15 protein-coding genes are annotated in these 15,076 nt (G+C 47.1%); 4 read left to right on the forward strand and 11 right to left on the reverse strand.

What is annotated here, in order from left to right:
• Positions 1–70: 70 nt before the first annotated feature.
• The 3 genes from nagA to AMS66_RS23740 are packed head-to-tail and all read right to left on the reverse strand — an operon-like array spanning position 71 to position 2,878.
• Positions 71–1,285, reverse strand: coding sequence for an N-acetylglucosamine-6-phosphate deacetylase (gene nagA / locus AMS66_RS23730; RefSeq protein WP_053783146.1), 1,215 nt, complete (start codon positions 1,283–1,285; stop codon positions 71–73).
• Positions 1,282–2,010, reverse strand: a complete 729-nt coding sequence (gene nagB, locus AMS66_RS23735) for a glucosamine-6-phosphate deaminase (protein WP_053783147.1) — start codon at positions 2,008–2,010, stop codon at positions 1,282–1,284. The genes nagA and nagB overlap by 4 nt, the downstream gene beginning before the upstream one ends.
• A 4-nt stretch (positions 2,011–2,014) precedes the next feature.
• Complete coding sequence (locus AMS66_RS23740) at positions 2,015–2,878, reverse strand: MurR/RpiR family transcriptional regulator (protein ID WP_053783148.1); 864 nt, start codon at positions 2,876–2,878, stop codon at positions 2,015–2,017.
• Between the two features lie 244 nt (positions 2,879–3,122).
• On the opposite strand from AMS66_RS23740, the gene AMS66_RS23745 reads away from it, so the two are divergent.
• The gene (locus AMS66_RS23745) at positions 3,123–3,476 is read left to right on the forward strand and encodes a hypothetical protein (protein WP_053783149.1); all 354 of its coding nucleotides are present in this window, start codon (positions 3,123–3,125) and stop codon (positions 3,474–3,476) included.
• Positions 3,477–3,983: 507 nt separating this feature from the next.
• Here AMS66_RS23745 and AMS66_RS23750 read toward each other — a convergent pair.
• The 6 genes from AMS66_RS23750 to AMS66_RS23775 form a co-directional block, all read right to left on the reverse strand.
• Positions 3,984–4,208: a helix-turn-helix domain-containing protein gene (locus tag AMS66_RS23750; protein ID WP_017692532.1), complete on the reverse strand. Its 225-nt coding sequence runs from the start codon at positions 4,206–4,208 to the stop codon at positions 3,984–3,986.
• Positions 4,209–4,514: 306 nt separating this feature from the next.
• Positions 4,515–5,480 carry a YhcN/YlaJ family sporulation lipoprotein gene (locus AMS66_RS23755; protein WP_053783150.1) on the reverse strand — a complete coding sequence of 322 codons (966 nt, stop codon included), beginning with the start codon at positions 5,478–5,480 and terminating at the stop codon, positions 4,515–4,517.
• Between the two features lie 235 nt (positions 5,481–5,715).
• Positions 5,716–6,735, reverse strand: coding sequence for a DUF4340 domain-containing protein (locus AMS66_RS23760; protein ID WP_053783151.1), 1,020 nt, complete (start codon positions 6,733–6,735; stop codon positions 5,716–5,718).
• Positions 6,732–8,126, reverse strand: a complete 1,395-nt coding sequence (locus AMS66_RS23765) for a GldG family protein (RefSeq protein WP_053783152.1) — start codon at positions 8,124–8,126, stop codon at positions 6,732–6,734. Before AMS66_RS23765 ends, AMS66_RS23760 begins: the two co-directional genes overlap by 4 nt.
• A 4-nt stretch (positions 8,127–8,130) precedes the next feature.
• Positions 8,131–8,847, reverse strand: a complete 717-nt coding sequence (locus AMS66_RS23770; protein ID WP_053783153.1) for an ABC transporter permease subunit — start codon at positions 8,845–8,847, stop codon at positions 8,131–8,133.
• Entirely contained in the window at positions 8,844–9,974 is a 1,131-nt protein-coding gene (locus AMS66_RS23775) for an ABC transporter ATP-binding protein (RefSeq protein ID WP_082350879.1), read from the reverse strand. The genes AMS66_RS23770 and AMS66_RS23775 overlap by 4 nt, the downstream gene beginning before the upstream one ends.
• Positions 9,975–10,214: 240 nt before the next feature.
• Between AMS66_RS23775 and AMS66_RS23780 the strand changes: the two genes are divergently transcribed.
• Positions 10,215–11,288, forward strand: a complete 1,074-nt coding sequence (locus AMS66_RS23780) for a glycosyltransferase family 4 protein (RefSeq protein WP_053783155.1) — start codon at positions 10,215–10,217, stop codon at positions 11,286–11,288.
• Between the two features lie 85 nt (positions 11,289–11,373).
• Here AMS66_RS23780 and AMS66_RS23785 read toward each other — a convergent pair whose 3' ends face one another.
• Both AMS66_RS23785 and AMS66_RS23790 read right to left on the reverse strand, forming a co-directional pair.
• Positions 11,374–12,861 carry a DHA2 family efflux MFS transporter permease subunit gene (locus AMS66_RS23785; protein ID WP_053783156.1) on the reverse strand — a complete coding sequence of 496 codons (1,488 nt, stop codon included), beginning with the start codon at positions 12,859–12,861 and terminating at the stop codon, positions 11,374–11,376.
• A 241-nt stretch (positions 12,862–13,102) separates the two neighbouring features.
• Positions 13,103–13,450, reverse strand: coding sequence for a hypothetical protein (locus AMS66_RS23790; RefSeq protein WP_053783157.1), 348 nt, complete (start codon positions 13,448–13,450; stop codon positions 13,103–13,105).
• Positions 13,451–13,637: 187 nt separating this feature from the next.
• Between AMS66_RS23790 and AMS66_RS23795 the strand changes: the two genes are divergently transcribed.
• Complete coding sequence (locus AMS66_RS23795) at positions 13,638–14,876, forward strand: glycosyltransferase family 4 protein (protein WP_053783158.1); 1,239 nt, start codon at positions 13,638–13,640, stop codon at positions 14,874–14,876.
• Positions 14,873–15,046: a hypothetical protein gene (locus AMS66_RS32985; RefSeq protein ID WP_170867946.1), complete on the forward strand. Its 174-nt coding sequence runs from the start codon at positions 14,873–14,875 to the stop codon at positions 15,044–15,046. The genes AMS66_RS23795 and AMS66_RS32985 overlap by 4 nt, the downstream gene beginning before the upstream one ends.
• Positions 15,047–15,076: the final 30 nt, after the last annotated feature.

The raw sequence follows: 15,076 nt of genomic DNA on the forward strand, positions 1-15,076 counted from the left end.
TGAGATCTATTTTAACACATTACGCAAGCTATTGCCTGTTGAGGCACACTACAACACTACAGACGGAGAATTAACCGCCGATTCGTCTGCCTTTCACCCACACTTCCTCAATTTTCAAATCACCATTCAGCAAAACGACGTCCGCCTGTTTGCCTTTAGCAAAGGAACCCGTGCGGTGATCAATCCCGAGCAGACGTGCCGGCGTCAGGCTGGCTGCGCGTGAAGCTGCATTCAGACTCAAGCCCACTTCCTGTACCAGATAGCGGAAACCGCGAATCATCGTGAGCGTGCTTCCTGCCAGTGCGCCTCCGTCTTTCAAACGTGCTACACCTTCCTTAACAATCACAGGCAGATCGCCAATTTTGTATTCACCATCATCCAGCCCGGCAGCAGACATCGCGTCCGTGATCAGCACGATTTGATCGGTAGATTGTTTCAACTGTGCGATGAGTGAGATCGCCGCTGGATGCACATGGATACCGTCCGCAATAACCTCTGCACTAATGCGCGAATCACTGAGTACCGCTCCGGCGGCTCCGGGATTCCGGTGATGCAGCGGTGTCATTGCATTGAATGTATGCACTGCATGATGCAGTCCAGCTTCAACTGCCCGCTCTACTTCTTCATAAGTAGCATCCGTATGACCTAATGCTGCCGTAATTCGCTGCTCTCGCAGCCACGAAATGACTTCCAGCGCTCCCTCACGTTCCGGCGCCAGTGTGACTTGACGGATCAGGCCTGGATATTGTTTTTCCCATGCTTCAAGCCAGGACACATTAGGCAATACGATATGATCCGGGTTTTGTGCGCCAGGCCATTTGGGACTGAAAAAGGGACCCTCCAGATGTACACCTTCCAGCTGTGCATAAGGCATGTCACTGGAACGATAGCTGTTTACTTCAGCCAATACATGATCCAGACTATCTTTGGGCGCTGTCATGGACGTTGCCAGCATTGCTGTTGTCCCCTGCGTGCTGTGAAAAGAAGTGATCTTATCCAACACTTCTTTACTCGCATCCATGAAGTCTTCTCCATTACCGCCATGTACGTGGATATCTATAAACCCAGGGACAATAACGCCATGCTTAGAAACAGGCACAGAAACGGCTTCACGGCGAATGTGTTCAGATAGTCCCTCGGGTGCGCCAGCATAAAGGATTTTCCCTTCTGTCCAGACGAGCACACCATCCTCCATTACACCATCGGGCAGCACGATTTTGCCTCGAAGAAGGGAAATGGTTTTTTCACTCTCTTGCTTATGTCTCTCCGTATGTTCTACGCTCACTTCACCAACCTCCCGGCAGCACGGTCCAGTAATACGACCACATTGGGATGACATTGCAGAAGCGAAGCGGGACATTGTGTCGTAATTGGCCCCATAAAGGCTTCACGAATAATTTCGGCTTTTTCCTCACCACGGGCAACCAACAGGATTTGTTTGGCTTTTAGAATCGTACCTACCCCCATCGTAATGGCCTGAGTCGGAACTTCATCAATACTATTAAAAAAGCGGGCGTTTGCTTTTCTTGTCTCTTCTTTGAGATCCACCACATGTGTCCGCCCTGTCAGCTCGGTTCCGGGTTCATTGAAGCCAATGTGACCATTATGTCCGATACCCAACAGTTGCAGATCTACAGGACCACGATCATCAATTCGTTGTTCATAGGAAACACATTCTTGTTCCAAATCCGAAGCCAGCCCATCCGGCACATGCGTTCTGGCGAGATCGATATCAATATGGGAAAATAATTGTTCATTCATGAAGCTGCGGTAACTCTCGCGATGTTCCACAGGAAGACCTACATATTCATCCAGATTGAAGGAAGATGCCTGCGCAAAGCTGACCAGACCTTTCTGATACAAAGCAATAAGCGATTTATAGATACCTACAGGAGAACTTCCAGTCGCGAGTCCCAGTACAGCCCGGGGTTTCGTCTGCAGCAAACTGGAAATCACGCCTGCACCCGTTGCGTTCAAATCTTCTTCATTTTCAAAAATACGTATATTCATCTTCTTAGGCACCTCCGTTATGTTGAACTCGATAAGATTGTACATTGTGATACGATTGTTCCAATTTGGGGATAAAGCGGTCAAAGTCTGCACTCACCATGCCAGTGAACAAAATATCAACGACATGCAGCAGTGCAATACGTGAAGCCATATCTCCCCGCCTCATGCCTTCTTCCAGTGATGAAGTAAACAGCGGAATATCCGACACCCCCGCAAGTTTGTTATTCCCATAGGAAGTTAGCGAAATTGTTGAAGCTCCAGCCTGTTTGGCACAATGCAAAGCATCGATGGTTTCCGGCGTTTCGCCCGAATAGGATACTGCCATCGCCACATCTCCCTCACTCAGTGAAGAGGCCGACGTAATTTGCATATGTGAATCCGAGAAGGCGGTACAGCTTTTGCCGATCCGCACAAGTTTCTGGTAGAAATCCTGCGTAACAATTGAAGAAGTTGCGACTCCGTAGAGATCAATGCGACGGGCATGACATAATAGCTGAACCGCATGCTCCAGCCTTCCTAAATCCAACAAACGGGTGGTATCCGCAATGGAGGCCAGATGATTGGCTTCGATGGCTTCCACAATTTTGGATAACGGATTGCCCGCCACGATATCCTGATATGCTGTTTCATTGGTGGAATGAGACAATTCTGCAGCAAGCTTCATTTTGAAATCGGGAAAACCTTTGAAATGGAATGATTTGCAAAAGCGGGTTACCGTAGCCGCACTTGTTCCGCTTTGCTGTGCAAGATGGTTAATGGTCCAACCCGGAATATCGGATGGGGACTGCAAAATCACCTCTGCAATTCGTCGTTCCTGAGACGGAAGTTCATTCAGCTCTTGCTGCAACGCATGTAGTATGGCTGCCATGAGTACTCCTTTCCTGAAAATTATTTTTATAAAATCATTATAAATAAAGAAAATTATTTTTATATTCTCATTTTAATCAATACTTTGCTGCAAATCAAGAGGATTCTCACCATGTATTCGCCGTATAAGTGATGAAACTTTGAGAAGGTATCTTCTTGATTAAGGAACCGGATTCAGCTTATATTGGAATTGAACTTTGAAGCGAATTTGGGAATTTCACTTTTAAGGAAGGAGCATACCCTAGATGAATCGACGACAACGTCGAAAAATGATTCCTTCCACCTGGATTATTGCCATAAAACAGACCGAAGCTCGTAAACATTATGCCCTATTTGCTATCGACTGGAGGCGCGGAGGGCGACTAAGCTGGGAAGGCTGGAATAACCTCGCAGACTTGCTGCAGTTTCATATCCCAATCAAACGAAAAGCTGGCGGTACGAAATCCTCCTCCCAACCTGCCGCCAAAATTGCCAAGAGGGCGCTCTATTTATATCTCAATGAAAAACAATACGGTGAATTGGAACGACTCTTTTATCAGCCTTTTTCGAAGAAACAATGGAGAGCTTTTATTAAGGAGCATTCCAATAACAATATGTAGGTGAATCCTTATGCCATATCCGTTTACGATTTCCATCACGCTCTGCCCGTAGCAATCTATACCCTTGGAATTTCTGCGGGCTGAGCCTTTTCCCAAGGGAGCGTGATGATCAATGAAATCTCAGCAAAGAAATCAAGCCTATTACAGGCATCACAGAAGGCGTGTTATTCAGCGTAAAAAACAGCTTGCTATTCGGTACGGTTGGTCCTACAAGTTCGAAGGGATTTTTGCCAAAGGAAAGATACACTGTTCCTGCTGGTGGTGCTGTGAAAAGACAAAGCGGCTAGGCTTTACTAAATCTGATCTAACCAGAATAGTGGACTGCAATCAGCAACTTCTGAATTTAGATTTCTGAAAGTGCATATCCCAAAACAAGCGATACTGAACCATAATGGTTATCGCTTGTTTTTGCTATCCAGCATAAAACAAAAAAGTCTTTCCCCATTCTTCATGATGAAGAATAGAAAAAGACTTTCATGCTGCTTCAATCAACTGTGCAGTATCGCGTCAGATCTTCAGTTCTCCGAGCTTAATCAGCTCTACAACTGCCTGCGAACGACCCTTAACATTGAGTTTTTGCATCACATTCGAAATATGGTTACGCACCGTTTTCTCGCTGATGAATAACTGCCCTGCGATGTCACGCGTCGTTTTGTCCTGAACCAGTAATTCGAATACTTCGCGTTCACGGTGGGTCAACAGAAATTTGCTTTTATGATCGATACCCTTCAATGTTCACCCCTCCTTGCTCGGGTTGTGTTGGTGTAACAAGGTTAAGGGGATACAGTCAACTCATCTTATGTAAGGTCAAGGGCGTTGGTTCAGTTTTATCAAAAAAATGGGCAGTGAATTGCAATTTGAATGAATCATCGCTATATAGGTACAAACGAAGTAAACCTAATTGTCAATTTGGACTCAGTCTCATATTAAGCATACTATGTATCGTTTTCTCAATCGTTATTTTCATATCCCTTAAAACAAACATGCCCTTGCCACTAATGTTAACCATCAGCGCAAAGGCATATTGTTTAATCTAGATTATCGATTCATGCGGTTCATCATGCCATCGTTGTTGTTACGATTCATGATGCCATCATCAAGCACGCCGTCACGGTGATTGGAGTTCAACGCATTCGTTGGAAAAATACGTTCAACCATCGATTGGAACGTGTTTATCATGCCACTAACCGGTTTGCCGTTACGAATATCTGTGGCATAACTCTCCACATGCTGAACAAATTCCGGGTTAGCCGACACGTATACGTTCTCGACGTTAGGTGCAAATTGTTTGATTTTGGCCGAGATTTTGGATTTAATCTCTTCGGATGTATTGTCATCCGTGCTGTCAATTCGCGATGTTTCACTCTTCATGCCATAGTGACCATCGCTCATTGAACGTACTTTGCCATTGCCACTGTTAGTCAGACCACGCATCATGCCATAAGATCCGGTTCCCATGGTTCCATAGATGCTGCGGTCATTGCCCATGTGGCTGCGATCCGTAGCTGCATTGGTGTTCAGTCCCGGAGCAATGCCACTGGTGCTGTATGGAGACATGGTTCCATTACCACCATTTACACGCAAACCACCCATATCCTGACCCATGCTTTCTGTACGCATAGTGCCATTTGCCCGGTTACGCAAAGATTTGCTTTCCAATTTGCCAGTGTGACCATCTGTCAAACGAACTGCAACATACGCGTTACGATCGGTCAGCATAACATGTGCTGACTTCACTTCCTTCATTTCTGAAATACGTTTAGCCAGCTCGTCACTTGATTTCAGGTCAGTGACGTTATGCGTGCGATAGCTTTTCGCACGAATACCATCCATACCATTGGACTCAACACCATAACGGTTAATGCCTTTCACTTCATGACGAACACTTTGGGTGTGCAGGTTGTTATCTTTGGTACTTGTTCCACAACCCGTCAATCCGGCCATTACGAAGATTGCAGTAGACAAAGATAAGCTGATTGCTGTCGCCTTTTTGGCTGCTGGCATGTCTCATCCTCCAATTATGTTGGTTTTGGTCACAAGGATAGGATGCTCTTCTGTACGGAGCGATATGCTGAAAGGATATGGAACATTAGCCTCCTTTATCTGGGCTCAATGGGTTCTCTTCCGCATAAAAAAAATAAAAAAGCGATGCTTGCACAAAGTGCAGCACCGCTCTGTATAACCGCGTATCTCCTGTTCAAGTGTGAACCTTCATTATTATGTTGAAGAAGCCCTTCACTTACTTGGATGAGGATGAGGAATTCGCATCAGCATCATCTCCACTCGAAGAAGATGTTGCATCTGATTCTGATTTTTTGATCGAATTCGGAAATTGCTCTGCTTCCTTCAGACTAGCCGCATCCATCGGATAGGCCCATTGACCGTCCGGTGTGACTACCCAGATCTGATCCGGTTCCGATGGAATAGTAAGTCCCCGGTACACATCCGTAACAGCTTCTCCATTAACCGTCTGCTCAACAGATAAAGTAAAGCGTGGCACGGTTCCTTTCAGTTCAGAAGCTTTGCGCACATCCTCAGCTGTGGACAGGTTTTTAATTTTGCCAATCAGCGATACAGCATCGGTAGCTTCAACCGCTTCACCATTAAGCGTCCACGTCTGCTCTGCCGCACCTGCCTCGGAGGAAGATTTGAGCATCCAGGTGGCTGCTTCGCCTTCCCATTCCAGCATAGTGACATTGGTTTCATCCAGATTAAACGGAGTCGTATCCAGCAGATCCTGCCGTGATTTTTCTATATTACTGATGGATTCCGTCTGTACAGCTACGACAGGTCCGGAGTCTACCCGCACATAACGAGCGTCATCTGCTGGCAGCTGAGCACCGATGCTCAGTTTGATCTCACGGTTATCCTTCAGTTGGATGTCCAGCAACGTTGCATCTGAACCCAATCCATACTTGGCGAGATCCTTCGGTTCTTCCTCCACAACCAGTTCCTGATCCGCACCACTTAAGGCATCAAGCCAACTGCTAACCGCATAACCATTCAGAGGATAAGCCTTGGGTTCCACCATACTCCATACGCCATTCTTTAGTTCCAATTGTGAAGATGAGGATTCTGAAGTACTTGATGTGTCTGTATTGTTATCATGAATCGTGATGGTCTGTATATCGGCTGACTTGATACCGAGCAAATTTACCTTCTCCGCTTCCTCTTCACGAAAATAATTCTGACTGGCCGCATAGACCCAGCCGATAATCAAGACCAATACGACCAGAATCGTTGGGACCCATTTTTTCATACCCGTCTGCGCCTCCACCATAAGAGTACACCTATCATAACAAAGATGAGTGGGAATGCGACAATTGCCACGAAGAAAATAGTTCTGGCTTGTTCACCGTCCAGGTACGCCGTTTGATAACCGGATTGCACCCGTGGCCGGATCGTTACTCCATTTTCTTTTTCACTTAAATAATTGACGGTATTCAGAATAAAATCCCGGTTCCCGCCGTTCACTATTTCCGAGTCCTGCATGAAAATGGATGAACCCAGAATTACTGCCTTCGGTTTGCCATCTGTTGTATCCGCCGCATATCCAAGCTCAACAGGACCTTGTACATCCTGATCCGGATTGTTGGATGTTTCGTTTTGCAATAAGCCTGCAATATTCGTCTCGCCATAACTGTCATCCGATGAATGAATGAGCGGCGACAACGTGTATTTATCCTGCTCTTTGCTCGTCAAAGCAATAGACAAGGATAACATCGGGTACAGTTTGCTTTCTGACAATTTATCCGTGATGGCATGTGTGCCATACTCCGGCACGACCCACAATGGGCCCATTGTGCTGGCCTGCTGATTATCCACCATGACCGCATGCTCATCAACCACGCCATAATCCGTCATGAGTGCATCGATATTTTTCCAAGTCAACTTCATGTCTTCGTGAAAACCGAGGGATAACAGCAATTTCCCTCCGTTACTCAGATAAGTCCGAATAGCCTTCAGTTCAGTATCACTAATATCCCGCTGTGGTCCAATAATCGCGAGCACATCCGCTTCTTCTGGAACCTGACCAGCTTGATTCAGCTGAAGTTCTTCTGTTGTGATATTATTCTGTTCCAGAGATGAGCGCAGCGTAGTCAGTTGATCCAAGCCGAGCTCCTCATGTCCTGTCAGGAAGACCATCTTGTGCATCTCCGTGGAAGATAGGTTCATTAGGGCTTGTGTCAACTTCTCCTCACCTGTGAACTGGTACGATCCATCGCTACCATCCCCGACAGCCGTGAATAGACTGGCGATATCAATGACTTTATGCTGATCGCCCTGTTCCAATACAATGGAACTACCTGTGATGCCATATTTGGAGGCCAGCGTAGGCTCCTGTGTCAGATTGTATTGCTTCATCGTCAGTTTGTTGTTTCGTTTCGTATATTCCTGAACCATATCCGAAACTTCGCGGTTCAAGACCGTATTATTCGCATTTTCTACGGTTAACACCAAAATATTGACGTCTTCTTTTACGTTTTTGATCGCGGTAAGAGACTGGTCTGACAAGGTATATTGTTTATTCGAGGTCAGATCCAGTTGGAAGCCGCCTAGCGAATTCAGAAACAGGGTCAGCAAAATAAAGATGCCAATCACCGCTACAGACAGCACGGTACTGTTGGTATGACTCAACCATTTTTTCATCTTCTCACCTCCACCGCTTCCGTTCCACAATTTGAATGCTTAATAGCAGAAACACACCTGAGAGCGTCACGTAATACAATATATCCGGGCCACTAAGTACGCCCTTTGTAAAGCTGTCAAACCGGTTCGTCAGTGCAAATGGGTCGAGCCATTGCTGTAGGGCAGATCCGGAATTGCCAGCAAATGAATCAAGCATCCAGAATACGAGCAAAATAATAAAACCGGCTACCGCAGACACCATCTGGTGCTGAGATAGCGTGGAAGCAAACAGTCCTATCGCCATCATGCTTCCGCCCAGGAAAAATAGACCCAGTGCAGACAACCATACCGATGTCAGATCCAATTCACCAAAGAAGGACATAATAAACGGATAAACGAGACTGCACATAATAAGTACGACAAGAATGGCCAGTGATGCCAGATATTTGCCGAAAATAATCTCGGTCACCCGTGCAGGTGAGGTCAACAACAGTTCGTCCGTCCCCTGTCTGAATTCCTCTGCCACCAGTCTCATCGTTAGCAGCGGCACTACAAACAGCAGCATGGATAACGTGTCGCCCAGTACCAGGCGATAATCCACAATACTTGGCTGATAGTACACAAAGCTGGAATAGAACAGCAAACTTGTCATCAGTACATATACAGCAAACGCGAAATACGACGTCGGTGAAAGGAAGTATGCTTGCAATTCTTTGTTGCAAACCGCCATCATTCTTCTCATTTGGACTCCTCCCCTGTGCGGGATTCAGATGAAGCGCTCTCGGACAATGCCGATGGCTCTTGATCTGAAGCGATATCCGATTTGGTCTCTGCTTCCGTCGCCGCGAGTTGCACGGTATCCGCTTGAGGCTCCTTCGTTGACAGTTCCATTTCGGATTCCGTTTCCGTTTCCGTTGTCGTAAGCTTCAGGAAAATCTGTTCCAGACTGAGATTTTCTTTCCTCATCTCCAGGATCGGCAAGCCTGCCCCAGACAAAAGGTAAAACAGTTCTTCCCGGAAATCGTCCGACGATTCACCCGTAAGCAGCATTTTGACGGTATCGGGAGAATCGTTGGACGCATGTCCATCAGGTGTATGAACGAGTTCACTCCGCACCTTCTCCCAAGGTTTCAGCAAGTTATGTAATTGCTGCTCTGTAGCCTTCACTTCAATGGATACTTTGAACTGATCACCCATCGCTGAGCCAAAATGCTGAGGTGAACCATCCAATACAAGCTGTCCCTGATTAATGATTAACATGCGATTACAAATTGCGCTTACTTCAGGCAAAATATGAGTACTAAGTAGCACGGTATGGTTCTCACCCAGTTCACGAATCAGATCCCGTATTTCTATAATCTGATTCGGATCCAGTCCTGAAGTCGGTTCATCCAGCACGAGCAAATCCGGTTTGTGAATAATGGCTCCAGCCAGACCCAGACGTTGCTTGTACCCTTTGGAAAGTCCACGAACCAGTTGCTTCTCCCGATCCTGGAGACCCAGTCTGCTCACCATCTCACTGACCCGCAACTTTACTTCACGTGTTGGGACATCTCTTAGATTAGCGACGAATTTGAGATACGACTGCACCGTCATATCGGGATAAAGCGGGGGTGTCTCCGGCAGATAACCAATCTTGGAACGAACGCTCCGCCCCTGATCGTGTACCGATATGCCATCTACCGTTATGGAACCTTCCGTTGGATGCAAATAGCCTGTGATCATTCGCATCGTTGTTGTTTTCCCGGCACCATTTGGTCCCAAAAATCCAACAATCTCACCGCGCTCCATTGTGAAATCCAGTTGATGCACGCCGCGCCGTCCATCAAATACTTTGCTTACCTGTTTCACTTCGAGCACATCATTCATCCTTTCCCGTTAAAATACCCGTGTGCCATCATCGCTTTTCTTCGGATGGTCAACACGGGAAGTTCCTTGTATCTTACGTGTTGTATCCTAAATGCAGCTTAAAGTCACTTAAAAGAGAGCTTAAAAATATGTGTCCAAAATGTGAACAACCCTTCATTCACCCACACCCTGTACTCTGGGGCAACGTACCATACAGTACGGGAGCATGAGCTCCTTTACAAAAGTCAGAGGGTGAACCGTGTGAAAGTACTATTCACATTTTTTGTTCCAAGCGGTGGTGTGAATACATTAAACCGACTTCGTACAGCCGTTCTGCAACGCCATGGCATCGAAGCGCATGTATTGTATCTGTACCCTGGCTCGGGAATGCAGAACAATAACAACACGCCGGTCTTCACAGCTTCCAGCGATGAGGAGATACACAGCTTGATCCATCATCATCGTTATGATGCCATTATTGTCACTTCGGATATTTCCATGCCGGGTAGATTAAGGTCCCTCGGGTATAATGGGCGCATTATCTATGAAGCACAGGGACTAGGGACGCGTGAACATGCTATGGAAACCATTCAGATGGCAGTACCTTATCTGCAAGCCCACTGTAATGCCGCGGTCATTCCTCCTACGGATCATTTACTGGAGCTGTTCATCCATATGTGTCCATGGCTTCATCGGTTTGTCATTCCCAATATGTTGGATACCACTAACTTTGCCCCCATCTCGGTGGATATCCCACCCTATCCGGTACTTGCATGGGTGGGAAGGCTCGAACACAACAAAAACTGGCGGGAATATTTGATGATATCCAGCGAAATCATTAAAAGTGTTCCAGAAGCCAGACTATGGATGTTCCATGATCCCACCTTGGCCAATCCAGAGGATGAGGTCATGTTCCGACACATGCTTGCGGAGTACGGGCTAGAAGATCGGATTGGCATCTTTATCAACGTCCCCCATTCCCAGATGCCCACATTCTACTCCATGATTGCAGCTTCGGGGGGAATCATGCTGTCTACATCACTGCTTGAAGGCTTTGGATACGCTGTTGCTGAAGCCATCAGCTGCGGCTGTCCTGTACTCAGTACCGATTCGGATGGTGTACGTTCCTTTATTACACATAACCGAACGGGAAAATTCTATCCGATTGGAAACGTGAATGCCGCTGTATCCGAAGCAGTAGACCTGATGCACAACATACAGCTGCGGGATTATATACGCATTCAGGGCAGACAGCATATGGCCGTTTCCTTCTCACCTGACCGATACGCCATTTCATTCCGTGAAATGATGACAGCCTTGAGCATTTTCTTTTGAACAAAACAAAAAAGGCAGTTCAGAGAAATCTCTGAACTGCCTTAAATTCAAGTGAAGTGTTTACCTTAATCTCAGCGTATTTGAATCAGTGTCCCATCATCATCGCTGGATCGGGTTTATCCCCTGTTTGAAGGGAATCTTCTTCCATCCGTTTCGGTTTGCGCAGGATCAGACTGAGCAGACATCCAAACAGGGCAATGCAAGCCGCCAGGAAGAAGGTGTCGTTAAAACCAGCCACTAATCCATTCACCATACCTGCAGCATCAGTAGCTCCAGCTGTATTGCTTGCAATATGGGAGGTCAGGAATCCGGTCAGGCCGGCAACGGCAAAGGATACGACTACTTGTTGTGCAGCCGCAGTAAGCGGGGTGACCCGACCTACCAGCTTACGTGGAGCAGCATTCAGTACGTGCGTATTAAGAGGCATCATGGAGAAGCCCATACCCAAGCCCATCATGACAAGACTAAGAATGATTAGACCCAGACCGGTTTCCGCCGTAATGGAAGACAGAATAAACAGTGCACCCGAGATGATACCCAGACCCACAAAGGCCAGTGGTCTTGCACCAATTTTATCAAACAATCGTCCACCAAGTGGCATACCCACACCCGAAGCCAGCGCCTGTGGAAGCAGAATGAGTCCTGTTTCCAGTGCAGTGTAGCCTTTAATCTGTTGCAGATAAAGTGGGATCAAAATCATCGCTCCGAACAAGGCAACTTGTGATACCCATGCCAGAATAATACCACGTGTGAAATCGGAGGATTTGAATACCCGAAGTTCCAGCAGCGGATTTTTGTGACGAAGCTCCACGATAATGAACAGAATCAGTGCCACGCCCCCGACAATCACACCCGTCAGTGCTGTTGCAGAACTCCAGCTTGTTCCACCCTCACTTACACCGTATGCAAGCATCGAGAATGCAATTGGCGCCAGAATCATCCCAAGCAGATCTAGCGCAGGTGTGCGTCCCCGATCCGTATCCGGCAGGAATTTGATACATAGAATAAAAGCGGCAATACCAATCGGCAGATTGATCAGGAAGATCCAGTGCCAGCTGAATGATTCAATGAACCAGCCCGATAATACCGGACCCAGCGCAGGGGCCAACAGCATCGGAATTCCGAGCATCCCCATGATGGAGCCTCTTCTTTCAGGAGGAGCCAGACGGAACACCATCGCCATACCAATCGGCGCAACCATGCCTCCGCCAAGTCCCTGGATGATCCGGTAAATAATCAATTGTTCAGGAGATTGCGCGATCGAGCACAATACCGAACCCAAGGTAAACATCGCAATCGTGAACAGAAATACTCTTTTGGCTCCAAATCGGTCGGTCAACCATCCCGCCAGCGGAATGACAGCTGACAAGGCCAACGTATAACCTGTAACGGTCCATTGAATGGTCTTCAGATCCGTCTCAAAATATTGAACCAGATTCGGAATCGCCACGTTAACCACCGTGCTGTCCAAGATGACCATAATCATCCCGACGATAATAGCCAGTAGCGGCAAAATAATCGTTTTAATCGAAAACTCCGCCGGGTCCTGGGGCACTGCTGTTTGTTGTTTCACTCTCTCCACTCTCTTTTCCGGCCTGGAGGCGTTATCTTTGTATCTGCCTCTCCATTGGCCTTATATTCACGACGTTTTAAACCGTCGTTTTAAACTTTTGTTTAAGCATAGGTTAATTCTAATGAAAATACCTTTGCTGTCAAGCTATTTTTGTTGGGTAAGGAATTAAGTGTGCATGCCAAAAAATGGACCAGGTCTTCTCCTGCTCCATCCGTTTGGAGAAACTCGTATGTGAGCTTTACTAATCTGCCATCTTGATCATCTGATGCTCCGAAAGTATACCCAGGGTCTGACCCTGGTCACTTCTGCAGTATATGCGAATAACCAGATGGCTTGGTGAAGAACTGTTGCTAATGATACGCAGCTCGCACGGATCGGATGAGACCGCCAGATTATGAATAATATAGTTCCCTGTATCTGCCCCTATCCGAAAAAGGTAGCGATATAGCTCCCCTCGGGTAGGACTTACTCCTCCAACAAATATATCCACATCGTCGTTCCCTGCAAATGCCAATTCAATGTCCATGTATCTCACCGGAACTACGGTTTGCAGCAGGTTTTCGTGAATCTCCAACACAAATGCGGCCACTGTACATCCCCTCCTATAAAGCGAGTTGAACCTTTCTCCAGATATGTTATGCCATCTCTCGTCCATTGCTATTTAAAATCACCCATTTTAACTAATTCCACGGAAACGCCCACCCTTTCGTCTGCCTTTTTTCATAGACTAACAGGATAGAAGATCGGCCTGTGCAGGCCGTGACAAGGAGGTACCTATGAGAGTTCTGCTCGTGACCTATTGGGAGCTTACACAGATGGGTGGAATATGGACATATGTGAAACAGCTGGCTGACAGGCTGATGGCTCTTGGTGTAGAGGTGGATATAATGGGCACCAACGGAGCCAAAAATGAAGTGTACATTCGCAATCTCAATCGCTCCTTCTCCAAAGATAAGGTATGGCCCATGCTTCAAGCCAAACTTAATCCGACAGATTTGCCTCAGTTTACTGCCGATGCTCTCGTGGCTTATTATGAATTGAACAGGTATGCCTTTGAAATGGGAGCCGCCTATCTCGGCGTTGATCATTATGATGTCATCCATGCCCAGGACCCGGTAGCAGCCGTCGCAATGAGACGCATATTGAACCGCAACACACCCATGGTAACGAGTTATCACGGAGCGCTCGCGCGCGAAGCCTTTTACGATGCTCAAAACTCTAACGCGCAGCTCACGCTTCCCGAATATTTGCAATCCAAACGTGGACGTTACTTCCTGTCATTGGAAGAGCGAAGCGCTGAACAATCCGAGCTTATTCTGGTCTCCAGCAATTGGATTAAGAGCACACTTACGGACCTCCGTGTTCCCGAGTCCAAATTTCGAATTATTCCTTATGCTGTGGATATTCCAGCCTACCGTGCCCAAGCAAGGGTCAAGTTCCGTCAACGCAAGCCAGCGGGCAAAAAAGTGATCGCCTTTACGGGCAGACTGGAGCACATCAAAGGGGTCCATATTCTGATCAAAGCGCTCTCCGGCCTGAAGAAGTTTCGCTCGGATTGGGTCTGCTGGATTGCTGGAGAAGGTAATCTGATGGAGGATTTGCGCTCCCTAGCCAATGATCTTGGAGTAGGTGCTGACATCGTTTTCTGGGGTAAACTGGACAATATCCCTTCATTCCTACGCCATGCTGACATTTATGTACAGCCTAGCTTGCAGGATACGCAGCCTTTCTCGGTCACAGAGGCTCAACTCGCTGGATTGCCTGTCATTGTAAGCGGTACGGCAGGTATGCCTGAGATGGTGCAGCCTGAACATACCGGTTGGGTCGTGCCACCGCAGGATGTCGAAGCCCTTAGCTCACTGTTGAATGCCCTTCTGCAGGATGATGCCACCCTTGCAAAGGTAGGAGCAGCAGCCAAAGCATGGGCTGAACAACATCGATCACTGGAGGAGATGGGATTGCGCACGCTGCATGTCTACCAGGAAGCCATTCAGTTGGGAGGTCAGAGGATATGACATTGCTCGTACCCAGTGATTTGTATAATCGTTGGTTCTCCACCCCTGTGTCGACGACGCATATCGAGGTGGATTACGCTGTAATGAACGAATTAATGAGGAAGCTGCCCAAAGGTTACGTTTTCCCTGATCCGGCAACCATGCACATTCTCACTTCTGAGAAAAATTAGAGTTAAATAACTTTACAAACAGGATCAAAT

The organism is Paenibacillus xylanivorans (genome assembly GCF_001280595.1).
Classification (GTDB): domain Bacteria; phylum Bacillota; class Bacilli; order Paenibacillales; family Paenibacillaceae; genus Paenibacillus; species Paenibacillus xylanivorans.

Bases quoted from the DNA above. Each gene is read 5' to 3' on its own strand.
- AMS66_RS23760 (WP_053783151.1), bottom strand. From the start codon at position 6,735: ATGAAAAAATGGGTCCCAACGATTCTGGTCGTATTGGTCTTGATTATC.
- AMS66_RS23770 (WP_053783153.1), bottom strand. From the start codon at position 8,847: ATGAGAAGAATGATGGCGGTTTGCAACAAAGAATTGCAAGCATACTTC.
- AMS66_RS23775 (WP_082350879.1), bottom strand. From the start codon at position 9,974: ATGAATGATGTGCTCGAAGTGAAACAGGTAAGCAAAGTATTTGATGGA.
- AMS66_RS23755 (WP_053783150.1), bottom strand. From the start codon at position 5,480: ATGCCAGCAGCCAAAAAGGCGACAGCAATCAGCTTATCTTTGTCTACT.
- nagB (WP_053783147.1), bottom strand. From the start codon at position 2,010: ATGAATATACGTATTTTTGAAAATGAAGAAGATTTGAACGCAACGGGT.
- AMS66_RS23765 (WP_053783152.1), bottom strand. From the start codon at position 8,126: ATGAAAAAATGGTTGAGTCATACCAACAGTACCGTGCTGTCTGTAGCG.
- AMS66_RS23740 (WP_053783148.1), bottom strand. From the start codon at position 2,878: ATGGCAGCCATACTACATGCGTTGCAGCAAGAGCTGAATGAACTTCCG.
- AMS66_RS32985 (WP_170867946.1), top strand. From the start codon at position 14,873: ATGACATTGCTCGTACCCAGTGATTTGTATAATCGTTGGTTCTCCACC.
- AMS66_RS23745 (WP_053783149.1), top strand. From the start codon at position 3,123: ATGAATCGACGACAACGTCGAAAAATGATTCCTTCCACCTGGATTATT.
- AMS66_RS23795 (WP_053783158.1), top strand. From the start codon at position 13,638: ATGAGAGTTCTGCTCGTGACCTATTGGGAGCTTACACAGATGGGTGGA.